The sequence below is a fragment of the Nonomuraea sp. NPDC049625 genome (genome assembly GCF_040675285.1).
GTDB lineage: Bacteria > Actinomycetota > Actinomycetes > Streptosporangiales > Streptosporangiaceae > Nonomuraea > Nonomuraea angiospora_A.
On the sequence record NZ_JBFAOQ010000030.1, the window covers coordinates 49,261 to 70,066 of the forward strand.

Genomic DNA, 20,806 nt, shown 5'->3' on the forward strand with positions numbered 1-20,806 from the left:
ATTTGTCATCAAGATCAACTATCGATCGCCGAACTCGGACTCCAACATCCACACCGCCTGCTTGAGTGCGGGAAGGAGGGCACCCTTGCCCCAGTCCGGATCCTCCTTCGCCGCCTCGATCAGTCGCCTGCCCTCGCCGTCGCTGACGAGCTCGGCGAACTGCCGGAAGCGGGCCAGGTTCCTCGAATGCGCAGTCCCTTCTCGCGCGAACTCGTCGGCGTGCTCGGTGGACAGGTAGCCCTTGGCGCGAGCCACCCGGACGAGAGCGGCGGCGGACTTCTTGCCCTGGGTGGAGTCCCACACCTCGTACAGAGCCTCACGACCGTGCATCTCCAGCACCGGCCGTACGGCAGTGGCCTGACCCTCGTTCAGGTCACGATCCACGCCATGCTCGGACAATGCCTCTACCACGGGAATGTCGGCGATGACGCGAGAGACGTATGAGGGGTGCCAGGGGTGCTCGGCCTTGATATAGGCCGTGAACGACGTATACCCCTTCTCTTGAAAAAGCTCGTGGTCGCGAATGGCGGCCAGCGCACGACCGACCGCGAGCAACCACTGTGTGGTGATCGCCGTGATGTGCCTCTCGCAGTCCTCCAGCGTCGGCACGGCACCGCGGGACATCTTCTCTACGAACACGTCCGACGGCGTCTGGGATCCAGCGGGCTCCGGCGATGCGCTAACAGGGGACAGTGCCGTGCCGCCCGTCCCTGTCAGCTCAGAAGCGAGTGTTACCGCTGGACTGGCCGTTGCCTCGACCTCGGCTGCCGTCTGATCGCCTGCCGACACGGGCTCCGGAGCGGCGACGATACGCGGCTCCCTGTTCGGCCGACCGCGCGCAGGCTTCGTTGCCATCTAGCTCACCTCCGCCGTCGGCACTCCAAGCCCGATGCGAGTGGCCAACTGTGCAGCAAGCTTGTCGAAGCGGGAGGCCATCTCTTCGCCGTCGCGCCCCAGCGCGCGCAGCGGTCGGGGCGGGTCGGCGTCGGCTGCGTCCTTGATGGCGACCCGCTCGGGCAACAGCGGCTCCCACAGGTCCTGGCCGAAAGCCTCCGGGATCGACTCCTCCACCTGGAACTTGTGGGCGCCAGTGCGCGTGTCAACGCGGTTCACGACGTAGCCAACAACCTCGAGGCTCGGATTGCTCAGCTTCTTGCGGTTGTTGGTGACGAAGTCGCGCAAAGCCATGGCGCCCTCGATCCCGTCGAGTTCGGGATCCATCACACACAGCGTCACGTCGGCGGCGGCGAGCGCGAGCTGGGTGAGGTGGCCCAAATTCGGCGGGCAGTCGATAAGGACAATGTCGAACTCGTCGTCGGCGCCGTCGAGGGCGACTTCGAGGCGGTGCACCGCGCCCAGCTGGCCAGCCTCGAGCATCGCCCGGTTCTCCAGGTCGGTGCGGGAGGGCAGCAGGGTGATGCGCTCGTTGTATGGGGCGGGCCAGCCGATCTCGGTGAAAGCGTCCGCCGCGCAGCCTTCCAAGTCGGCGTCTGGCTGCTCCGCCAGGGTCTTCAGCACGTCTGAGACGGTCGGCTGGGTTGGGTCCGCCAAATATGCGAGGCGCCGCCCTGCGTTGCCCTGCGGGTCGAGATCGATGACCAGGATGTTGTAGCCGGCCTCGGCGAGAGCTGCGGCGAGATTGATCGTGCTGCTCGTCTTGCCCGTGCCGCCCTTGTTGTTCGCGACGGCCACTCTTCTCGCTCGTCGCTGTGCTTGGGTCATGCAGTTCCTCCTGTGATGAAGTGACGCCTCGGCGCGTCAAGCGCGTTAGCGACACACGCGACATCCTAGAGAGGTCGTGATCGGCAGGCACGCAGAAAGGCCGCCCCGGGCGACCGGAAGCGGCCTTTCTGGCTTCTCATCACAGAAGTATTGAGATCATACTGCGTTCTATCGCAGGTCGAAGGATCTTCAGCGCATGCCGGACCGTTTACACCCCCCGCCGCGAGCTGGTTTAGCCGGGAGCGGATCGCCGAGACTGACGGTCGAGACCGACGGCTTTCATGGGGAGAGATCAGGTTGACGCCTGGCACTCTGCTACAGCGTCGTCATGACGACGGGCGCCGCGCAAACAGCCGACGTTGGCAACCAGTTAGCAGAGCTGACTGTCTCCGTCGACCGAGGGTCTTCCTGAAGCATTCGCCGATCAAGGGATAGGTGAGAGTGCAGGACCCTTGGCGGGGACCGGGCGGATTGCCCGGCCCCGGCCCCGCGAGCCCGGCATCGAGCTGCTGAGCTGGTATACAGGTACACCACACTCAGACATTGGTGCACGTGCCTCATAGCTAAGTCCACATGCCGCATACACACGTTGAAGCGACCGTCGAGACCGCAGAGCGGGCCGGTGACGGCGAGTCCGAGGACCGGATATTTCTGCTGCCCCAAGCGGTGATCGTCCTGGACGGCGCCACAAGCGTGGAGCTTGGGCCAGGAAGTGGCGGCTGGTACGCCGACATGCTTGGGCAGCAACTGGCTCGCCAACTCGCCTCATCTGACGGCCCTGACCTACGCGACGCGCTCGCCGAAGCGATCGCCAGCCTGGCCGTCACTCACGACCTTCGGCCGGGCAGGGCCCCATCCGCCGCGGTGACCATCCTGCGCTGGACGGCACAGGTGGTCGAGGGCTTGGTGCTCTGCGACACCAGCCTCGCCCTCCAGAGCCTCGGCAAACAGACCACCGTCCTGCATGACGATCGGCTCCACAAGCTCGACCACCCCCACCGGGCTGCCTATCTCGAAGCCATCAGGACCGGCAGCGCCTTCGACCGCGAGCGGCTCCGGTACATGCAGGCGTTCACCCGCGAGTACCGCAACCGGCCTGGCGGCTACTGGGTAGCCGAAGCTGTACCAGAGGCCGCGAATGAGGCTGTACGTGGTGTCTGGCCGCGCGAAGAAGTAGCCGCAGCGCTGCTGGCCACTGACGGTGCCGCCGCCGGTGTCGACACCTATCGAGTAATCGACGACTGGGCCGCCGGATTCGCCATGGCGAAGGACCGCGGAGTGGAAGCGATGCTTGATCTCGTTCATCAGACCGAGCTCGGCGACCCACAAGCACGGCGCTGGCCACGCTTTAAGACCCACGACGACAAGGCGCTCGCCTTCGTTCAGTTCCCGATGGAGGCGTGGTGACCACAGACGAGCGGTCTCTGCACTCCGTCAGCGTCGGAGCGGCCGTGGTCGGCGAGGGCAACCGGCTGCTGGCCATCCGCCGGCGCGACAACGGCGCCTGGCAACTGCCGGGCGGCATCCTGGAGCGGGATGAGGGCCCGCTTCAAGCCGTGCGGCGCGAAGTGCTGGAGGAGACCGCCGTGCTGGTCGAGCCCGGGCCGTTGACCGGCGTGTACAAGAACATGGCCTTGGGCGTCGTCTCGCTCGTCTTCCGCTGCCACATAATCGGGGGCGAGCCACGCCCTACGGAGGAGGCCACTCAGGTGGCTTGGCTCACGCTTGAGGAGATCGCGCACCGGATGGTCGAGGCGTTCGCCATCCGCCTGCAGGACGCTGTGACAGCGGAGCCGACGCCGCAGGTACGGCTCCATGACGGGACCAACTTGATCGTCTGAGGCTCGGGGCAGCAACCGCTCGGCACCTCCGCGCCAACTCCTCTTAGATGGTCTTCCACCCGTAGTCGAGTGTCCAAGCATGGGTGGGCATCACGTGGATGCAGACTTCCACGGCCCGGTCTTCCGCGGTCCAGCCTGTGTGAACGATCTCGAAGACACGCTGATCCTCCGTCATCGCCAAGTAGGAGACCTCCTCAGCGGTAGGTGGGCGTGCGGTGATGCGCTCGGTGATCCTGACCTGCTTGTGCCCGAGTTCGGCGAAGCGCGAGATGATCCCGCCAGGGCCGGTGTCCTCCTGTTCGATCGCCGTACCGGCAGCGATGTCCAGCGGGATGTAGGACGTGGCGATCTGCAGCGGAATGTCATCGGCACCCATGTGACGAATCCGCACAACGGTGCTCGGCTCATCAGCGGGGACCTTGAGGATCTCGGCGATCGTGGCTGGCGGGACTACCCGTTCGATGCGAACGCTGACCCGGGGTGTGCGGCCAAGGGCCCTCACCTCGACATCGAAGGCGCCACGGCCACGCTCACGCGCATCGGTGCTGTAGCGGGCTTCGGCGTTGCGGACGATCGGTGGAAGCTCGCTCACGAACATCCCCTTGCCGCGATGGATGCGCACCAGCCCCTCTGCAACCAGCACTCGGATCGCGTCATTGACGGTGGCCCGGGAGACGCCCAGTTCGTCGGCCAGCAGATCTTCCCTTGGCAGAGCGCCGCCCCGGGGGTAGTCGCCGTCGGCGATGGCCTGGCGGATCACGTCCGCTACATGGCGGTACACGCTTCGCTTCGGGATGCCACTCATAAGCCGCAACTCTACCCGGTACGCGGTACCTAGTCGCAGGAGGTACGTACCGCCTACTTGACAGCTGGTGGGCGCCAGGGTCTACTCATGGCCAAGTAGGCGGTACGTACCGTGTATTCCAAGCGCGATTCGTGTCCGATTCGCTGGAGGATCGATGGCTCCAAACGGTGGATCAGTCGGGGATGTCGAAGGAGTACGACCAGGAGAATCGGCTCGCGGCGTGGATGCCTCGGGCGTACTCGATCGGCCTGCCATCGGCTGTCCGAGTGATCCGGTGCAGTTCCACAACCGGCTCGCCGGCCGGGAGTTCGAGAAGCAGGGCTTCGTCGGCTGTCGGCATTCGCGCTGCCAGGTTCTCGGTGATCTCTTGGGGAGGCAGCCCCTGGTCGGTCAGCACCTGGAAGCCGCCGGAACTGCCTGCTATCCCCGGTCGGGCGTCTACGAGAGGCGTGCCATCAACGTCGGCCTGGCGGTAGTACGAGGTCATGGTGTGCGTTGGCGCGCCATCGCGGGTCATCACTCGGGCGCGCTCATACACCGGATCCCCAACGGAAATTCCCAGCGCCGCCGCCGTTGCTTCATCGGCCTGCACCAAAGCCACATCCTGCGACTGGCCGCCCTGCTGGACGATGGCAGGGCTGTCGCCGCGGCCATCAGTGTGAGCCTCAACTGTGGTCACCTGCCATCGGTGGCGGGCATACCGGTCGGGCCCCAGTTGGCGGACGGGGTGGGCCTGACGGACATAGACGCCAGAGCCATGAACGGCGTTGACCAGCCCTTCGGCCTTCAGAGTGGCCAGCGCCTTGAGCACGGGATTCTGTGTCACGCCGTACCGCTCGGCGAGCACCCGCACGGCGGGCAGCTTGAATCCAGGCGGGAGCTGCCCGGATTTGATCTCCGATCTCAGGTCATCGGCGATCCGGCGCGAAGGCGGGATCTGTTCCTTGGAGTGCTGCATGAATCCACCCTACGTGAATTGCTGTACAGCACTTGCTTGACCGCGCCCTGTGACACGTCTACCGTAAGTGCTGTACAGCACTTGCTGTCGGTCACTTCACTTTACGTCTCGAATGCCCGATTCGGCAAAGAGTTGCGGCCCCGGTGGTGGTGCACCGGGGCCGCGGCGAGTCGCGACACCTGAAGGGATTACCCGACTCATGACAATCATCGCTGATCTGTCCCCGACCGGCGACAGGCTGCTGACCTCCCAGGAGGTCGCCAGTCTCTTCCGCGTCGACCCCAAGACCGTGGCCCGGTGGGCCGTCACCGGGCGGATCGCGGCGATCCGCACGCCGGGGGGTCGCCTCCTCCGATTCCCCGAGGCCGAGGTTCACGCCGCCCTGCAGATCCCCGCTGACTTCGTGGAGGTGGCGTGATGGCCACATCTCCCGTACAGCTCACTGCCGCCGAGCAGGCCAAGGCCCTGCTGGCCGACGCGGCGAACAAGGACCGCTTCTACGAGAACTCCTCCATCTGCGATGACCAGCTTCGCTACGCGTTGCGCAAGGGCGACGACGCCGCGACCGCGATGTACGCGGCGCAGGCCGCGACCGCGCACGCGGTGCTGGGCGTCGTCGACCAGCTCGGCGAGCTGCGCGCGGAGGTGCGCCAGGCGGTCGGCGCCCCCCGCGAGGACCTGTTCCAGCTCGCCAGCGCGCTGCGCGGCCTGGCCGCCGCCTTGACCGCGTCCGCCGAACGCGACGCCGACGTCGCCGGCGCGATCCGTGCGCTGACCGGCACGCTCGCCGAGCGCATGGACACGCAGGCCGACCAGGTCCAGGCCGTACGTGCTGAGGTCGAGGACGGCCTGGCCGCCATGGCCGACACGATGACGCTGCTGTTCGACCGTCGCCGGGGCCACTGGTGGTCGCGGCTGTGGCCGTCGCGCCGCCGGCACGTCGCCATGGCGGCCAGTGAGACCGCAGCGGAGCCGGAGCGCGTAGCCGAGGCGACGCAGTCGTTCCCGCCGCTCGACACGGCCCCGCTGGTCCCCGCGATCCCCGCCGGCCAGCGCGCCCTGGAACAGCTGGCCCACCTGCGGGAGGTGCTGGCCGACTGGGCCGTGACGCTGCCGAACAACCCCAACCGATCGGGGCTGCGGCAGGGCCTGGCCGCCACGCTCTACGAGACGTGGGAGGCCACGCACGCCGTCATCCCCAAGGTGGTGGACTCCAGCGTCTCCGGCCCTGTGCAGGACGCCGTGCTGCGCCTGGGCTCGGCGCTGGAGGAGATGGGCCCGGCCGGGGTGCCGTCGATGGAGTCCGTGCGGGCCGTCAGCGACCGGCTCACCGAGTTGCTCAAGGTGGTTGCCGCGCAGGCCGTGGCAGCGCGAGCGGAGGTGGACGCTCGATGAGCATCGCCCTTCCCAACCGGGAGCCGTCCCACCAGGACGTGCACCGTCTCTTGTCGGAGATCGAGCGCCGTTTGGTGCTCGACCAGGCCCCGCCCGCGCTGCCGCCGGCACCGCTGCCCGAGGGCCAGCCGGTCGATGACCGACAGAGCGACCTCGAGCCCCTGCCCGCCGCTCAGGCCGACGTCGACACCCAGGACGCCCAGGACGACGGCGAGGAGTTCGACGAGGACGCCGACCAGGGCGAGGACGGCGAGATCGTCGAGGGCGAGCTCATGCCCACGGACGACGACGTCAGCGGGGAGACCCAGCTGGTGCGGCGGCTGCGGCGCCAGGTCTCTGAGGCGCGCCGTTTGGTGGACCTGCAGGCCGATGAGGCGCCGCTGCTGGTCGAGAGCAAGAAGGTGCGTCGGCGTCGGCTCGCCGCCATCGAGGCGGCCCGGCTGCATGAGCTGGCTCAGGATCCGGTGGCGCTGGCCTACCGCGACGCCCGGGTGCGCCGCACCACCACGGTGATGGTCATGGTCGGGGTCGCGATCGGCCTGGCCGTCTCCAGCATCGGTGTGCAGGCGTCGGTGGCCACGGCGCTGACCCTGGAGAAGTTCTCCATCGCCTGGTGGGGCGCGTTCCTCTACGAGCCCGCGATGAGCATGCCACTGCTGGGCACGGTCGCGGTGCAGGCCTACTCGGCTATGCGTGGCAAGGTGGTCGACCGCAAGTCGCCGGCGGGCAAGAAGATGTTCCGCGTCGAGGCGCTGCTGCTGGCGCTGACGCTGATCCTCAACTGCGCGCCGGCGTTCGCGCCGGGGGTGGCGTTCAATCTGCTGACCCTGATCGTGCACGGCCTGGGCCCGGTCGTGGCGGTGACCTCGGTTTGGGTGCTGCCCGCGCTGTGGTCGGTGCTGGAGGTGCTGCCCGTACCGGAGGCCGGTACAGGCCGTACTGATGGCCGTACTGGCCTTCAGTACAGGGCGAACGCCAGCCGCCAGTACGGCGCTCCGCCGCCCCGTCAGAGGGTCGACATCGAGGCGCTGACGGCCCGGGCGCGCGCCCTGATCGCCGCGGGGGAACTGTCGGCTGATGCGGGCGTGGGCAAGTTCCGCGAGGCGCTCGGATGTGGCAGCACGCCAGCGAGCAAGGTCAAGCAGGCGATCGTGGCGCAGGCCGCTGGGCAGGCTGCTGGGCGGGTCGGGGGTGCGGCATGAAGCGCGCGACCTCCGTGACGCAGGCGCTGACGCTGTGGCCGGTCGACCAGCACCAGGTGCGGCCCGGCCGCCGGCACTCCCGGCCGCAGGGCCAGGAGCCGGTGCAGGCCGTGCTGGCCTTCGAGGCCGACGACCCGTACGCGGTTCACCTGCTGTTCCCGCACTCGCACGGCGACGCCGGCGAGATGGTGTCCTGGCAGTTCGCCCGGACTCTGCTGATCGTCGGGCAGGGCACGGCCGCAGGGCAAGGCGATGTCCAGGTCGGCCCGCACGAGGCGGCCGGTTACCTGGTCATCACGCTGGTGCCGGAGCACAGCATCGCCCTGAAGTTCTTCGCCGCCCGCGCGCTGGTGGCCAAGTTCGCCCAGGCCACGATCGAGGCGGTCCCGATCGATCGTGAGCACGAGCGGATCGACTGGGACCGGGAGCTGGCCGCGCTGCTGGGCCACCGGGTCGAGGTGACCTTCCGCGAGGCCGACGGCTGCTTCGGGCGTACCCGGACCGGCACGCTGGCCGCCGACCCCACGGATCGGGCCATGGTGGTCATCACCGTGCCCAGCAGTGTCGGTTCCCTGGTCAGCTGGCGCGTCAGCCGTGACGAGCTGGCCCGCGAGGTCGAGCGGGCGCGCCGGGTCATTCGGGCCCGCAGCAGGGACATCCTGCTGGCGGTGCCCGGGGACGCGGAGCTGCTGCTGGGCGTGGGCGCCGTGCAGGAGTTTCTGCTGGCCAGCTTCCAGACCGCGCTGGATGGTGCGTCATGACCGCCGCGGTGGTGTCGCCCGCCTGCGGGCTGGGGCGCGAGGAGCTGGTGATGCTGGCGGCCGCCTACAGCGAGCTGCTGGCTGCGGCGCGGGCGAGCGTGGCGGCCGCCGAGCTCGGCGAGGCCGACCCGCTGGTCTACGTGCGCGAACACCTCGCCGAGCACGGCCAGCTGCCGCTGGCTGGGGCGCGGCCGGTGCGGCTGCTGGCCCAGGCCGCCGTCCCGTCGACGCACCGGGCGGGGGTGGCGTAGATGGCGATCACCATCAGCGCGCCCACCGCGAGCTCGCGCGCGTTCGACGGGCTCCCGGCCGCGATTGCGCAGGCCAGAGCCTGGGTGCGGGAGCTGTTGCCGGCTGGCTGCGGCCGGGTCGACGACGTCGTCCTGGTCGTCAGCGAGCTGACGACCAACGCGGTGATGCATTCGGCGTCAGGGGCGCCGGGTGGCCGGTTCGCCTTGCAGGTCGAGGTGGACGCGGCCGCTCACAGCGTGGGGGTGACCTGCATCGACCTGGGGCCCGTGCTGGTCAGGGCGGCCCGTCCGGAGGGCGAGGGCGGGCACGGCCTGGCCCTCGTTCGGGAGCTGGCCGACAGCTACGAGGTCCGCTCCGAGCCGACCAGCCGCACCGTGTGCTGCTGGCTGGACTGGGCTGAGCACGGTGAGCCCGCCAACGGCGGGGGGCGGCGATGAGCGCCCTCGCCGTGGTCGCGGCCCTGGCCGGGCAGACCGGCCAGAGCCCCGCCCCACTGTCTGTTTCGTCTGTTTGGTCTGTTTCACAAGCGGGCTGGCTGTTCACCACACCGCTGTTTTGGCTGGTAGCCGGTGTGCTGCTGGCCGGGGCGCTCGCCCTGGGGGTCCGGGCCGGTCACGCCGGGATCAACCCCCGGGCGCTGTGGCGCAACGAGCGGGACCTGCGCCGGCCGGGCCGGATCTGGGCCCGCTACGCCCGTGTGCTGCTGGCCGCTGGCCTGCTGACGGGGGCGTGCGCTCTCGGTGCCGCCCTGGTCGTGCTGGTCGTCGGGGTGGGCCTGGTGGTGGGGGTCGGGGCGCTGGTCTGGTACTGGCTGCGCCTGGGCGCCGACTGGGTCGAGCCGCGTACCAGTGCCGCCGACCGGCGCATTCTGGGCCAGCCCGACCCCTACCCCTACCTGCGCGAGCCCGCCCACGACGACCTGCCCGGTGATCTGCCCGGCGACCTGCGCGACCCCGACGACCGGCGCGACGTGGTCGGCGCCGTGCTCGGCGAGGTGGCTGAGCTGAGTGGCCCACCGCAGACGTTCGAGCGGGCCAGGCCCCCCGGCCCGGCCGGCACCGCCGACCCCGCGCCGCCGCCCGGCGGCGTGGTGGTCGTGACCCGCAACCCGAAGGAGACCTAGGGCATGGCCCGATACGAAGATCTCGCGAACCTGCCGACCAGGACCACCGAGGACGTGCGCGGCTATGGGCGCGAACTCGACAAGGTCGCGCTTGACCTGATTACCGAGCTGGAGTGCCGCGCCCATGAGCTGCGCGGCGCGTTGATCGCGATGCTCAAGTACTGCAAGGCCAACCACATCGGCGATGGCAAGTCGATCGGGTGGAAGGCGTCGCGGTCGGTGGCGACCATCTACACCGCCACGATCGCGCTGCGCGCGGTGCGGCTGGCGGCCAAGCGGATCTACCCGCGGATCGAGAAGTTCTGCGGCGTGGAGTTGGAGGAGCTGCGCCGGCGTAAGGGCAAGACCAAGTCCCCTGATCACGACCCGCTGGACGTGTGAGGCACACATCATGAACGGATTCGACGACGACCGCGCTGCGGCGCGCGCTGTGCGCAAGCTGTCGCGGCAGATGGGCGCCGATCGGCGCACCGACCGTGAGCAGGGCTATGAGTTCCCCAAGGCGCTGCGCATCGGCGCCCCGTGGGCGCTGATCCCGCTGACGTTCCTGGCCGCCGCGGTGCTGCAGCTCGCCTTTTTCGCCTGGCAGGTCGAATGGCTGGGAGGCGTGCTGTTCGGCGGGTCCGCCGTGGCGTTGAGCCTGCTGCGCTGGAAGCTGTCGCACCAGCGCACGTGGTGGCGCAAGGTGCTGGAGGTCGCCGACGTCGCCGCGCCGCTGACGCTGATCATGCTGGTCGTGGCGTTCGGCTACCACGTGGAGGTGATGCTGACCTTCCTCGCGGTCGGCATCACGTTGGCGATCGCGCACAACATGCGCCATGCCCGCCACAGCGAGGGCGGCGAGCTGGTCACCACCGCCGCCGCCGGGCAGGCCGGCGGCGGCAAGGACCGCGCCGCTGAGTGGCGGGCCTGGACGGCGGAGAACCTGCCCGCCGCGCACGGTTCGCAGCTGACCGTGCTGGAGGACTCCGGGGAGCGGCTGACCGCCGGCGTCGAGCTGCGGCCCGGCCAGGTCCCCGAGGACATCACCGAGGAACTGCCCCGCATCGAGTCGTGGGCGGGCGGCATCCGCGAGGGCGCCACCGCCATCGTCGGCAACTTCCAGAACAAGCTGCTGCTGATGATCCCGCGCAAGGACGCCCTGGACAGCCCGATCCCCTGGCACGGCCCGCACGCGCCGGGTGAAAGCATCATCGAGCCCATCGAGCTTGGCCGCTACCGGGACGGCTCCCCGCTGGCCATGGTGTTGCCGCACACCACAATCAACGGCAAGCCCAAGGTCGTGGCGCACCTGCTGACCGCGGGCATGCCCGGCGCCGGCAAGACCGAGGCCGGGCAGGTCAGCGACTTCTCCATCGCCTGCAGGGCGGAGTCGGCGCTGATCTTGTGTGACTCGGTCAAGGCAGAGCAGTCGCTGCACGGCCTCGACCAGGCCGCCGCCTACGTGGCCAGCACCGCCCCGATGATCCGCTGGCTGCTGACGCGGCTGGTCAACCACACCATCCCGGCGCGGGCCGCGTACCTGGGCAACCCCGCCCGCAACCTGCTGGGCAAGCACCTGACCAACTGGGTGCCCGGCTGCGGGCTGAAGTTCCTGTCGGTCCACTTCGCCGAGGCCGGCGCGCTGGTCGGGGTGGAGGCGGTCACCACCATCGTGGAGCGCTGCCGCTCGGTCGGCATCTGGATTGACTTCGAGCTGCAGCGCGCCTCCCACACCAAGGTCGACACCGACGCCCGCGCCATGTTCGGCGCCGGCCAGTCCTTCGGCGTGGAAGACGAGGTCGACGCCCGGATGGTGCTCTCGGATCGGCTGGTCGACCTGGGCGCCGACCCGTCGGCGTGGGGCACCGACAACCCGGGCTACGTGTACATGGAGGCCCCGTGGGTGCCCAAGGCCCGCCGGACCATGCCCGCCCGCTACGCGAACATCGGCGCCGCTGACCTGCAGGCGGCCGTCGCCGAGTACCGGCACCTGTTCCAGGACCTGGACCCGGTCACCGCCGACTCGCTCGGCAAGCCGTATGCCGAGTTCGTGGCCACCCGCGTCGCCGCTCGTGAGGCCGCGCCGCGCCAGCACTCCTTCAACCCGGCCGCCCACGGTGGCGCCGTCGCGTCGGCACAGGCCGCGGCGCTCACCTCCCCCGCACCATCACCCGCCCCCTCATCCACCCCGCCGACCTTGGACGGCATCGCCATGCTGATCCCTTCCCAGCCCGACCACCACGACCCCGACGAGCTCACGCCCGAGGAGGAGACCCAGATGAAGAACGAAGCAGCCGACGAACTAGCGGCATCGTTCGCCGAGATGGTGGAGCGCGACGACGACCCGGACCTGGCGTTCGAGACCGCCGCCGAGCTGCGCGCCGCGACCGACGACGTCCGGCTCGGCACCGCCGGCGACCTGCCCGCGCCGGGCGAGTTCGTCCGTGATGAGTCGGCGGACATCGAGTTCCCCGGCCAGCCGCCGGAGGGCCCCAAGCCGTCCAAGGCGGAGGCGGTGGCGGTCCTGGTGGAGATCCTGGCCGGGATCGGCGTGGGCAACGAGTTCGCGCCCAAGGACCTGTACCAGGCGGTGCAGGAGCGCACTGGCCACTCGGGGACCTGGGTCCGCCAAACCCTGCCGCTGCTGGCCAGCCAGGGCTACATCGACGCGACCGCGGCCCGGGGCCGGTACGTCGTCCTGGAGACCGACCCCAAGCCCGAGCTCAGCTACGCACAGTGACCAAACGGGGGCCGTCGCGGGCGTTGTCCGGCCCCCGTTGTTTGACAACGACCCGCCCGCCGTTAAACAGACAAATCGCCTAACGATCTTGGTTTCCCTAAGGACCCGGGATGTCAAACAGCGACCGTCAAACAACCCCGGGACAGCGACACCAGCCTCTCGCGCGGCCAGGCGGCCGCGCACGCACCGTAACCACGCAGCCCGCCACGCCACCGACTGGAGGAGGCGCGTTTCCCGTGACCTGGAGCCCTGCGCCCGGCGACCGCCACTCATCCTGGCGCCCGTCCCGCCACCTGTTCCGCACGCCGATCACCCCCACCCCGCCGCTCGTCTCCCCGCCGCCGCCCTGGGAGGTCCTGCTGCCGATGCTGCAGGTGGCGGCCCTGCTGGGCGTGGTCGGGTGGGCGGTGTTCCTGGCCGTCACCACCGACCCGTGGCTGGCCATGCTCGTGGTCGGCCTGACGTGCGCCCTGGCCCACAAGATCGTGACGGTGGTCCGCGCCGTCGAACGCGCCCAGGGGGCGGAGCCCGTGGCCTTCGACGCCGGGCGCGTGGATCTGGACGACGACGACTGGTGAGCCGGCGCCTGCCTCGCGCCGGGAGGGCCCGGCCGGGAGGGCGCGCCGACCGAGGACGGGCACCGCCCACCCCCCACGATCCACCTTTCATGATCGTTTGCTGAGGAGACAGCCATGGCAACCCGCCGCCGTTCCGCCCGCAAGCCCCGCACCGCTGCCCGACCCCGCACAGCTCGCCCTCGAGCCGCCCGCCCTCGCCGAAGGGGCCCCTCCCGGGCCGGTCGGGTGTGGCGGTGGAGCGCCCACCGCATCGGCCAGGCTGTACGCCCGGCGGAGTCGGATCTCACCGGCACGCATGACGAGAAGGGCCTGGCCCTGCTCCTCGCGGCGGCGGTGACGGCCGCCGCCCTGGTCCTGGCGAACCCCTGGCAGCCACTCCCCATGATCAACATCGTGGTGGCGGCGCTGGCGGGCACGGCGTCCGCCGTCGTCCCGGTGGCGGCCGCCGCCCTGGGCTGGCGCCTGCTGCGCCATGGCGAGCACGGTCTGGTCCGGGTGGTTACCGGATGGACTTTCCTGATCATCTCGGTTGCCGGGATCGCCCACCTGGCCGCCGGCCAGCCCCCGGCCGAGGCCGCCGTGCGAGCCGGGCAAGGGGGCGGCCTGGTCGGCTGGGCGATCGCCACCCCGGCCGCCGCCGCGCTCCCCATCATGATTGTTTACCCGGTGCTGGGCCTGATCGCGGTGGCCGCGCTGGGCGCGATCGCCGCCGACGCCGTCACCGCGCTGGCCGACCGTCACCACCAGGACGGCGCGGAAGGGCCGGCAGAGGCGAGGGCGGCCCGGCCCGTTCTCCAGGACCTGACCCCCGCCGCCGACGACGAACCCGCCCCAGCCCCCACTCCAGCCCCTGGCCCTGCACCGTCGACGCGGGCCGCGGCCGCCGTCACGCGGGCGGGCAGCCCGGCCGCCACGGTGCCTGTCGCGACGGCCGCGCCTGGCACGGCTGCCATGCCGGTGGCGGTGCCCGACCCCGAGCTGGTCACCGAGTCCACCCCGTACGACAGCCCTGTGGTCGCCAGCACGCTCGCCGACAACCCGACCACCTCGCCAGCGCAGCCCGGCACCGGGGCCGTCGGCTCGACGCTGCCGGACCTGGACCTGCTGCGGGCCGGCCGCGCCAGCAAGGGATCGGCCCGCACCACCCAGGCCGTGGCCGACCAGCTCAACCAGGTGCTGACCGACTTCAACCTCAAGGCCCAGGTGGTCGGCTTCACCCGCGGCCCCTCGGTCACCCGCTACGAGATCACCCTGGGGGCGGGGGTGAAGGTGGAGAAGATCACCGGCCTGGCCAAGAACTTCGCCTACGCCACCGGCCAGGAGGCCATCCGGGTGCTGCCGGTGGTCGCCGGCAAGTCCGCGATCGGGGTGGAGATCCCCAACGCCGAGCGCGACCTGGTCTCGCTGGGCGACGTGCTGCGCTCGCCGGTGGCGCGCCACGATCAGCACCCGCTCATCGCCGGGCTGGGCAAGGACGTCGAGGGCCGGGTCATCATCGCCAACCTCGCCAAGATGCCGCACCTGCTGATTGCCGGCGCCACCGGCGCGGGCAAGAGCGTGTGCGTCAACGGGCTGATCTGTTCGGTGCTGATGCGGGCCGCCCCCGAGCAGGTGCGCATGATCCTGATCGACCCCAAGCGGGTCGAGCTCAACGTCTACGAGGGCATCCCCCACCTGATCACGCCGATCGTCACCAACCCGAAGAAGGCCGCCGAAGCCCTCGAATGGGTGGTGGGCGAGATGGACCGCCGCTACGACGACATGGCCGCGGCCGGGTTCCGGCACATCGACGATTTCAACGCCGCGGTGGCCGCGGGCAGGCTGCAGCCGCCGCCCGGCAGCGAACGCACCTATGAGCCGTACCCGTACCTGCTGGTGATCGTCGACGAGCTGGCCGACCTCATGATGGTCGCGCCGAGCGACGTCGAGGACTCCATCGTGCGCATCACGCAGCTGGCCCGCGCGGCGGGCATCCACCTGGTGATCGCCACCCAGCGGCCCAGCGTGGACGTGGTCACCGGCCTGATCAAGGCCAACGTGCCGTCCAGGCTCGCCTTCGCCGTCTCGAGCCTGACCGATTCCCGGGTCATCCTCGACCAGCCCGGCGCGGAAAAGCTCCTGGGCCAGGGCGACGCCCTGTTCGTGCCGATGGGCGCCGGCGCGCCGATCCGGCTGCAGAACGCCTTCGTCTCCGACAAGGAGATCGCCCAGATCGTGGCCCGCGGCCGACGCGGCGCTCCTGTCGCCGATCTGGCCGGGGCCAGCCGTCGCGACGGACAGGGCGACGACGGACAGGGCAATGGCGGGCACCAGAACGAGGGGCACCAGAACGGCGGGCGCAGTGACGGCGGGGACGGCCAGGCCGACGCCGGGCTGCTGGCCGAAGCCGCCGAGATCGTCGTGCGGACCCAGTTCGGCTCCACGTCGATGCTGCAGCGCAAGCTGCGCATCACCCACGCCCACGCCAAGTCGCTGATGGACCAGCTGTTCCAGCACGGCGTGGTCGGCCCCAGCCACGGGGGCAAAGCCTGCGAGGTGCTGATCAAGCGCCAGGACGCGCTGGGGGCCGTCCTGGCCCGGTTGCCGTGATCAGCGCTGACCGCTGCGGGTGCTCGCCCGGCCACCAGGCCGGGCCGGTGCCCGGAGCGACCAGCTCTCCTGGACCCGAAAGGAGCATGATGAGTCCCCTCGAACCCGTCGCCCATCACGGCACGGCCGACGCCGTCGACCAAGCCGACACCGAGCGGCTGGCCGGGCTGGTCTGGCGCGTCCAGCACGTCGGCCGCCTGGCCGCCGTCAGCGTCGTGATCGACCCCGAGCTCGGCGACAACGCCGCCACCGTCGAAGGCCACCGATGCGGGCACGCCCCGCTGATCGCCATCGGCCGCGACCTGCTGGACGACGACCACTTTGACACGCTGACCGGCACCCTCGCGCACGAGCTGGCCCACCGCGACCTGGCCCACCACAAGCGGACCCTGCCGTCCTGGCTGGCCATCATCCGTGGCCTGGCCAACATCGGCGCCGCCTTCGCCGCCTTCACCGCGCTGATCACGCCGATCACGCTCACCTGGCGCTGGTGGTGGGCGGCGGCCGTGCTGTTCGTCGCCGCGCTGGCGCTGGACGTCCTGCGCGCATGGCTCATGCGGCTGGAGGAGTACGACGCCGACACTCGTGCAGCGGAGATCCTCGACCGCCATGACCTGCCGGGCCAGCGCATCGTCACGGCCATGCTCACCGACCCCGCCAACCGGCCCTACGACGCCTGGCACACCTACGTCGGGTGGCTGCTGTCCTCCCACCCCAGCGACGTCGACCGGGTCCACGTCCTGAGCAGCGGCCGCCGCGCCGGCCGCCTGGACTGGCGCACCGCGCTGTGCTGCGTGGCCACCGGCGAGCGGCTGCTCTCGAAGGCCCACCGCGCCGCGCACCGCGCCGCGGGCGACAGCGAGCTGCGCCGCTGCCGTCCGGGCTGGTGGCACTTGGCGCCGGTGTGGTGGCGCCCGATCGGCTGGCCACCCAAGTAGGCCCGGCCCGAACCCCCACCCCACGTCCGACTGACCAAAGGAGATCAATCCCATGACCACCACGATCGTCCAGCGCCCGCCCCGCGCCGAGGCCCGGCACCTGCTGGCCTGCGCCGCCGAGCGGGCCCGCCAGCACCCCGACCTGCTGGCCCACCCGATCGACCACGCCGTCCTTCAGGCCGTGCTCGGCGCCACCGGTGCCCTGCTGGGCGACCGACGCGGCGCCGAGCGGCTGGGCGAGGCCGGCGACCGGCTCCGCGACCACACCATCGACAGCGCCGACCCGCACGAGGCGGTCATCGCCCACACGCTGCTGGCCATCCTGCACACGCTGGCGGGCGGCCCCGTCGCCGGCGGCCAGGCGCTGGAGCACCTGCGAGACGCCGGCGACCTGGCCGACACGCAGAGCCCGACCGGCGGCGACCTGCTGGTGCAGTCCGCGCTCACCGGCCTGGCCTACGCCCTGCTGGCCGCGCGGTCCGCCATCACGCATCCCGAGGAGACACGCCGATGAACGACTTCGACGACGACAGCCGCGGCCAGGACGGTCTGGACATCGATGACCTCATCGTGGTCGAACTGGACCCCGGGGCCGTCGAGCCGGCCCGCACGCCGCACAACCGCGCCAGCCGCATCGACCACGTCGACCAGGCCTACGCCCGCGCCGACGCGCTGCGCTGGGCCAGCCGCCTGACGATCAACCGGCACGACCCGCTGGCGGTGATCCGCAACGCCGAGCCGATGCTGGCGTTCCTGGCTGCCGCTAGCGGCGAGCACGACCTGTATCTGCGCCGAACCGCGGGCAACCTGCAGTCCGCCAACGACGACGAACGTGAGCCCGACGACGACGGCGCCGGCTTCGCCCTGCGCGCCGCGGTGCTGTACGGCGCCATGACCGGCGCCGCATGAGGAGAGGACTCGCTGCCATGCTCCGCACCCTGCTCACCGCCGTGGCGCTGTCTGTATCAGCCTGCACCGCCGCCCCGTCGTTTCCGCTGGCGTCCAAGAGCGACCCGGCCGGGATCGTCATGGGCACCAAGGCCGACAAGGTCCTGATGGTCGGCATCCTCAACCGCTTTGCCGCTTACGAGCGCTCCGCCACGCCTGCCCAGATCCGGGCCTGCACCCGGCGGCCCAGCCAGCGCTATCCCGCGTGCCTGCCCTGACGAGCCCGCCACACATTCAGACGGGCGCGCATCACCGTGACCTTCCGCCAAGAACGCTCACGGCGGGCGCGCCCGCACACCCCATCCGATCCCAACAGATCAGGAGGCAACTCCCATCATGACGCAGCCCATCCCGGCCTTCGATCCGGGCACCCCGCACCCGCGCAACGTGGGCACGGCAGCCGGTACGACGGCTAGCACCACCACCGCGACCGTCACCTTCCCGGGCGCGCCCGCCCGGCTGCTGCGCGAGCTGGAGGTCGTCCGTGCCGAGCTGGCCCGGATCGACGCCAAGGCGACCGCGCTGATCGGCTGGGCCGGGACCGCGCTGGCGATCCTGGCCGCGGCCGCGAGCATCGCCCGCCTGCCGCTGCCCGCCCTGCTGGCCATCGTCGCCGGCACCGCGCTGCTGGCGGCCGCGGTGGCCGTGCTGCTGGCCGTGATCCGGCCCGCCCTGCCCGCCGGCAGCCAGGCCGCCGGCGGCTACGGCTTCGTCCGGCACGCCGCCGCCGGCACCGTCCAGGAACTCATCGCCGGGCTCAACCTCCACGAGAGCGGCATCAGCGTGCAGTTCGGCCATGAGCTGCTGCAGATCTCGAAGCTGACCGACCGCAAGTACCGCTGGCTGCGCCGCGCCGTGCACTTGCTGCTGTTCGCGCTGCTGGCCATGGCGGCCGCACTGCCGCTGACCCTCATCGGGAGAACCTCATGAGTAACCCGATGGACACGAGTGAGCGGGCCGTAACAGCGCTGCTGAGCGAGTACGACGCCCTCAAGGCCGAACAACGCTCGCGCATCGGGTTCCGCGATCAGTTGCTGTATGCCGTGCTCACCGCGGCGGCCGCGATCGCGGCCGTCACCGCCACGGCCGGACGACTGGAGTTGCTGCTGGTGCTGCCGCTGGCCGGGACGGTGCTCGGCTGGACGCACCTGCACAACGACCACATGATCACGTCGATCGGCCGGTACGTACGCGACCGGCTGGGGCCGCGCCTGCACGCGCTGGTCGACGACACCGCCGACATCCCGATGTTCGAGTGGGAGACCGAGCACACGGCCGACCGCTGGCGGGCCTCACGCCGACGGTTGCAGCTGGCGGTCAACCTGGGCGCGTTCTGCCTGCCGCCGCTGGCCGCCCTGACCCTCATCTGGGCGGCGGGCCCGCACACCGCCGCGGTGCTCGCTGTCTCCGTCGCCGAGCTCGCCGTGCTGATCGTGCTGGCCTGGCAGATCGTCCGCTACGCCGAGCTGGGCGGTGGAGCGCGATGACCGCGATGCCGGCGATGCCGGGGACGGCCGACGTGGTGCTCACCGGCGTCCCGTACGCCTACCACGACCACGAGCGGGACCAGGTGGTCACCACGACCGCCTACACCACCCGCGAGCCCGGCCTGCTGATCCGCAGCCGCGATCCCCAGGAGGGCGAGGACAGGGCGCACTGGCTGATCGTGCACTGGCAGGGCGATGCGGTCCAGGGTGTGACGGACTACGCCTCGCCGTGGATCGCCTTGGTGGTGGCCGATCAGCTCGGCGCGCTCGGCGTCGACTGGCGGCAGTCCGGGGAGGCGCTCAAGGCCAACGGTGCGCCGGACGGGCTGTGGGACGCGCTGTTGCCGGCCGCGCTGGACGCCCGCGCCGACGACGTGCTGCTGGCCGCCTCCACCTACGACGACATGGACCGGTGGGACAGCCACGAGGCGCTCATGGGCCTGCTGGCCGCCGGCTGGGAGCCGGAGGCGCTGACCAGCCGGCTCACCGAGCCGGGCACCGCAACGCCGCTGGCCGGCCGGGTGGCTCCGCTGCTGCAGGCGCTGGCGCCGCTGGACGGGCGGCTGCGGTGGTGCGGCCAGTGCCTGCCCGCGGCCCGCCAGAGCGCCGATGAGCGCGGCTGGCTGACGCCCTGCCCGCGCTGCCACACCGCCGCCACCCGGGCCGCCACCGGGACGGAGGGCCGTCTGTCATGAGCACGCTGTCTGAGCTCGAGGCGATCGCCGCGCTGCTGGAGCGCCTGCCCCAGGCCGACGCCGCTGAGCTGGTCACGCTGGCCCGCACCTGTCCGGAGTTCGGTGTGCAGGCCCTGCTTCCCCGCGTCCAGAGCGTTCTGGACGAGCTGCGCCACCGCCTGATCGAGGTCATCGCCCAGGCCCACCACGAGGCCGCGCTGGCTGAGGAGTGGATCGCCTCCTTGGAGGCTCTCGCCGAAGCCGAGGCGGACGTGGAGAGCGCCGCGTGACGGTGTCGACGTTGCGGGTCCTCGCCTGGCCGTGTACCGGGCGGGGTGCCCGGCCCTCGCCTGTTATCCCGGGCGAGGGCTTCGCAGTGCCCGACAAGGGCTGTAAAGGCCCCCTAAACAGGGATTCTGACAAAAAGAGCGCGCGATCTGTAAAGGTGTCTGGTAAGGATCTGGACATGTCGGCGCCGTACGCGGCCGGCCCGCCCCACCCCCGTGCGTCGGTGCCCGATCTGCGCCCCTCCCGCCCTGTTTGGGTTCGCCATGCGCGACACGCCAGAGGTTTCTGGCGCGAAGGCGTTCATCCACAGGTTGTCAACGTGGAAGGATTCGGGACTGACTCGACTTTGATCACGACGCCGGGAGGCGCCTCAGGCAAAGAAAAACGCCCCGCAGGCTGCGGGGCGTTGAACAACTTCATCTCGTACGTCTCGTCTGAATCGATCAGCTCGGATGCTTTGGCCGGCGGAAGAGCAGATCGACGTCAACGGGATTTGTCACGTCTGGAGACGACCATAGCAGCC

Annotated in this window: 25 protein-coding genes; 21 read left to right on the forward strand and 4 right to left on the reverse strand. The window is 70.6% G+C overall.

Features of this window, described 5'->3' with window-relative positions; translation table 11 throughout:
• Positions 1-18 precede the first annotated feature (18 nt).
• Positions 19-855 carry a hypothetical protein gene (locus tag AB0J87_RS60145; protein WP_363984409.1) on the reverse strand — a complete coding sequence of 279 codons (837 nt, stop codon included), beginning with the start codon at positions 853-855 and terminating at the stop codon, positions 19-21.
• Positions 856-1,722, reverse strand: a complete 867-nt coding sequence (locus AB0J87_RS60150; protein ID WP_363984411.1) for a ParA family protein — start codon at positions 1,720-1,722, stop codon at positions 856-858.
• 573 nt (positions 1,723-2,295) lie between these two features.
• Between AB0J87_RS60150 and AB0J87_RS60155 the strand changes: the two genes are divergently transcribed.
• A complete protein-coding gene (locus AB0J87_RS60155; protein ID WP_363984413.1) occupies positions 2,296-3,129 on the forward strand; it encodes a hypothetical protein in 834 nt (277 codons plus the stop codon).
• Positions 3,126-3,563 (forward strand): NUDIX domain-containing protein, encoded by a 438-nt coding sequence (locus AB0J87_RS60160; RefSeq protein ID WP_363984415.1) that lies wholly within the window; start codon positions 3,126-3,128, stop codon positions 3,561-3,563. The genes AB0J87_RS60155 and AB0J87_RS60160 overlap by 4 nt, the downstream gene beginning before the upstream one ends.
• Before the next feature lie 43 nt (positions 3,564-3,606).
• Here AB0J87_RS60160 and AB0J87_RS60165 read toward each other — a convergent pair whose 3' ends face one another.
• Positions 3,607-4,368 carry a GntR family transcriptional regulator gene (locus AB0J87_RS60165; RefSeq protein WP_363984417.1) on the reverse strand — a complete coding sequence of 254 codons (762 nt, stop codon included), beginning with the start codon at positions 4,366-4,368 and terminating at the stop codon, positions 3,607-3,609.
• A gap of 172 nt (positions 4,369-4,540) precedes the next feature.
• Positions 4,541-5,326 carry a GntR family transcriptional regulator gene (locus tag AB0J87_RS60170; RefSeq protein WP_363984418.1) on the reverse strand — a complete coding sequence of 262 codons (786 nt, stop codon included), beginning with the start codon at positions 5,324-5,326 and terminating at the stop codon, positions 4,541-4,543.
• 199 nt (positions 5,327-5,525) lie between these two features.
• Here AB0J87_RS60170 and AB0J87_RS60175 point away from each other — a divergent pair, with 199 nt between their 5' ends.
• The 19 genes from AB0J87_RS60175 to AB0J87_RS60265 all read left to right on the forward strand — a co-directional run bounded on the left by AB0J87_RS60175 (position 5,526) and on the right by AB0J87_RS60265 (position 20,285).
• A complete protein-coding gene (locus tag AB0J87_RS60175) occupies positions 5,526-5,744 on the forward strand; it encodes a BldC family transcriptional regulator (protein WP_363984420.1) in 219 nt (72 codons plus the stop codon).
• Entirely contained in the window at positions 5,744-6,721 is a 978-nt protein-coding gene (locus AB0J87_RS60180; protein WP_363984421.1) for a hypothetical protein, read from the forward strand. The genes AB0J87_RS60175 and AB0J87_RS60180 overlap by 1 nt, the downstream gene beginning before the upstream one ends.
• Positions 6,718-7,923, forward strand: a complete 1,206-nt coding sequence (locus AB0J87_RS60185; RefSeq protein ID WP_363984423.1) for a hypothetical protein — start codon at positions 6,718-6,720, stop codon at positions 7,921-7,923. The genes AB0J87_RS60180 and AB0J87_RS60185 overlap by 4 nt, the downstream gene beginning before the upstream one ends.
• Positions 7,920-8,684 (forward strand): SsgA family sporulation/cell division regulator, encoded by a 765-nt coding sequence (locus AB0J87_RS60190; protein WP_363984425.1) that lies wholly within the window; start codon positions 7,920-7,922, stop codon positions 8,682-8,684. Before AB0J87_RS60185 ends, AB0J87_RS60190 begins: the two co-directional genes overlap by 4 nt.
• Entirely contained in the window at positions 8,681-8,935 is a 255-nt protein-coding gene (locus tag AB0J87_RS60195) for a hypothetical protein (protein WP_363984427.1), read from the forward strand. The genes AB0J87_RS60190 and AB0J87_RS60195 overlap by 4 nt, the downstream gene beginning before the upstream one ends.
• Positions 8,936-9,373 carry an ATP-binding protein gene (locus AB0J87_RS60200; protein ID WP_363984429.1) on the forward strand — a complete coding sequence of 146 codons (438 nt, stop codon included), beginning with the start codon at positions 8,936-8,938 and terminating at the stop codon, positions 9,371-9,373.
• Positions 9,370-10,059 (forward strand): hypothetical protein, encoded by a 690-nt coding sequence (locus AB0J87_RS60205; RefSeq protein ID WP_363984431.1) that lies wholly within the window; start codon positions 9,370-9,372, stop codon positions 10,057-10,059. Before AB0J87_RS60200 ends, AB0J87_RS60205 begins: the two co-directional genes overlap by 4 nt.
• Before the next feature lie 3 nt (positions 10,060-10,062).
• Positions 10,063-10,440 carry a hypothetical protein gene (locus AB0J87_RS60210; RefSeq protein ID WP_363984433.1) on the forward strand — a complete coding sequence of 126 codons (378 nt, stop codon included), beginning with the start codon at positions 10,063-10,065 and terminating at the stop codon, positions 10,438-10,440.
• 10 nt (positions 10,441-10,450) lie between these two features.
• Entirely contained in the window at positions 10,451-12,781 is a 2,331-nt protein-coding gene (locus AB0J87_RS60215) for a hypothetical protein (RefSeq protein ID WP_363984434.1), read from the forward strand.
• Positions 12,782-13,017: 236 nt separating this feature from the next.
• On the forward strand, positions 13,018-13,359 hold the full coding sequence (locus AB0J87_RS60220) for a hypothetical protein (protein WP_363984436.1): 342 nt from the start codon (positions 13,018-13,020) through the stop codon (positions 13,357-13,359).
• 225 nt (positions 13,360-13,584) lie between these two features.
• Complete coding sequence (locus tag AB0J87_RS60225; protein ID WP_363984438.1) at positions 13,585-15,948, forward strand: DNA translocase FtsK; 2,364 nt, start codon at positions 13,585-13,587, stop codon at positions 15,946-15,948.
• A gap of 86 nt (positions 15,949-16,034) precedes the next feature.
• The gene (locus AB0J87_RS60230) at positions 16,035-16,886 is read left to right on the forward strand and encodes a M48 family metalloprotease (protein WP_363984440.1); all 852 of its coding nucleotides are present in this window, start codon (positions 16,035-16,037) and stop codon (positions 16,884-16,886) included.
• A gap of 52 nt (positions 16,887-16,938) precedes the next feature.
• Positions 16,939-17,400 carry a hypothetical protein gene (locus tag AB0J87_RS60235; RefSeq protein ID WP_363984442.1) on the forward strand — a complete coding sequence of 154 codons (462 nt, stop codon included), beginning with the start codon at positions 16,939-16,941 and terminating at the stop codon, positions 17,398-17,400.
• On the forward strand, positions 17,397-17,795 hold the full coding sequence (locus AB0J87_RS60240) for a hypothetical protein (protein ID WP_363984444.1): 399 nt from the start codon (positions 17,397-17,399) through the stop codon (positions 17,793-17,795). Before AB0J87_RS60235 ends, AB0J87_RS60240 begins: the two co-directional genes overlap by 4 nt.
• Before the next feature lie 17 nt (positions 17,796-17,812).
• Positions 17,813-18,052 carry a hypothetical protein gene (locus tag AB0J87_RS60245; RefSeq protein WP_363984446.1) on the forward strand — a complete coding sequence of 80 codons (240 nt, stop codon included), beginning with the start codon at positions 17,813-17,815 and terminating at the stop codon, positions 18,050-18,052.
• Between the two features lie 118 nt (positions 18,053-18,170).
• Positions 18,171-18,764: a Pycsar system effector family protein gene (locus tag AB0J87_RS60250; protein ID WP_363984448.1), complete on the forward strand. Its 594-nt coding sequence runs from the start codon at positions 18,171-18,173 to the stop codon at positions 18,762-18,764.
• Entirely contained in the window at positions 18,761-19,321 is a 561-nt protein-coding gene (locus AB0J87_RS60255; protein WP_363984450.1) for a hypothetical protein, read from the forward strand. The genes AB0J87_RS60250 and AB0J87_RS60255 overlap by 4 nt, the downstream gene beginning before the upstream one ends.
• The gene (locus tag AB0J87_RS60260) at positions 19,318-20,016 is read left to right on the forward strand and encodes a hypothetical protein (protein WP_363984452.1); all 699 of its coding nucleotides are present in this window, start codon (positions 19,318-19,320) and stop codon (positions 20,014-20,016) included. Before AB0J87_RS60255 ends, AB0J87_RS60260 begins: the two co-directional genes overlap by 4 nt.
• The gene (locus tag AB0J87_RS60265) at positions 20,013-20,285 is read left to right on the forward strand and encodes a hypothetical protein (RefSeq protein ID WP_363984454.1); all 273 of its coding nucleotides are present in this window, start codon (positions 20,013-20,015) and stop codon (positions 20,283-20,285) included. The genes AB0J87_RS60260 and AB0J87_RS60265 overlap by 4 nt, the downstream gene beginning before the upstream one ends.
• Positions 20,286-20,806: the final 521 nt, after the last annotated feature.

Coding starts and splice junctions, on each gene's coding strand:
- AB0J87_RS60180 (WP_363984421.1), top strand. CDS start 5,744: ATGGCCACATCTCCCGTACAGCTCACTGCCGCCGAGCAGGCCAAGGCC.
- AB0J87_RS60150 (WP_363984411.1), bottom strand. CDS start 1,722: ATGACCCAAGCACAGCGACGAGCGAGAAGAGTGGCCGTCGCGAACAAC.
- AB0J87_RS60265 (WP_363984454.1), top strand. CDS start 20,013: ATGAGCACGCTGTCTGAGCTCGAGGCGATCGCCGCGCTGCTGGAGCGC.
- AB0J87_RS60205 (WP_363984431.1), top strand. CDS start 9,370: ATGAGCGCCCTCGCCGTGGTCGCGGCCCTGGCCGGGCAGACCGGCCAG.
- AB0J87_RS60210 (WP_363984433.1), top strand. CDS start 10,063: ATGGCCCGATACGAAGATCTCGCGAACCTGCCGACCAGGACCACCGAG.
- AB0J87_RS60235 (WP_363984442.1), top strand. CDS start 16,939: ATGACCACCACGATCGTCCAGCGCCCGCCCCGCGCCGAGGCCCGGCAC.
- AB0J87_RS60155 (WP_363984413.1), top strand. CDS start 2,296: ATGCCGCATACACACGTTGAAGCGACCGTCGAGACCGCAGAGCGGGCC.
- AB0J87_RS60250 (WP_363984448.1), top strand. CDS start 18,171: ATGACGCAGCCCATCCCGGCCTTCGATCCGGGCACCCCGCACCCGCGC.
- AB0J87_RS60200 (WP_363984429.1), top strand. CDS start 8,936: ATGGCGATCACCATCAGCGCGCCCACCGCGAGCTCGCGCGCGTTCGAC.
- AB0J87_RS60185 (WP_363984423.1), top strand. CDS start 6,718: ATGAGCATCGCCCTTCCCAACCGGGAGCCGTCCCACCAGGACGTGCAC.
- AB0J87_RS60230 (WP_363984440.1), top strand. CDS start 16,035: ATGATGAGTCCCCTCGAACCCGTCGCCCATCACGGCACGGCCGACGCC.
- AB0J87_RS60240 (WP_363984444.1), top strand. CDS start 17,397: ATGAACGACTTCGACGACGACAGCCGCGGCCAGGACGGTCTGGACATC.
- AB0J87_RS60190 (WP_363984425.1), top strand. CDS start 7,920: ATGAAGCGCGCGACCTCCGTGACGCAGGCGCTGACGCTGTGGCCGGTC.
- AB0J87_RS60165 (WP_363984417.1), bottom strand. CDS start 4,368: ATGAGTGGCATCCCGAAGCGAAGCGTGTACCGCCATGTAGCGGACGTG.
- AB0J87_RS60145 (WP_363984409.1), bottom strand. CDS start 855: ATGGCAACGAAGCCTGCGCGCGGTCGGCCGAACAGGGAGCCGCGTATC.
- AB0J87_RS60245 (WP_363984446.1), top strand. CDS start 17,813: ATGCTCCGCACCCTGCTCACCGCCGTGGCGCTGTCTGTATCAGCCTGC.
- AB0J87_RS60215 (WP_363984434.1), top strand. CDS start 10,451: ATGAACGGATTCGACGACGACCGCGCTGCGGCGCGCGCTGTGCGCAAG.
- AB0J87_RS60195 (WP_363984427.1), top strand. CDS start 8,681: ATGACCGCCGCGGTGGTGTCGCCCGCCTGCGGGCTGGGGCGCGAGGAG.
- AB0J87_RS60260 (WP_363984452.1), top strand. CDS start 19,318: ATGACCGCGATGCCGGCGATGCCGGGGACGGCCGACGTGGTGCTCACC.
- AB0J87_RS60255 (WP_363984450.1), top strand. CDS start 18,761: ATGAGTAACCCGATGGACACGAGTGAGCGGGCCGTAACAGCGCTGCTG.
- AB0J87_RS60170 (WP_363984418.1), bottom strand. CDS start 5,326: ATGCAGCACTCCAAGGAACAGATCCCGCCTTCGCGCCGGATCGCCGAT.
- AB0J87_RS60175 (WP_363984420.1), top strand. CDS start 5,526: ATGACAATCATCGCTGATCTGTCCCCGACCGGCGACAGGCTGCTGACC.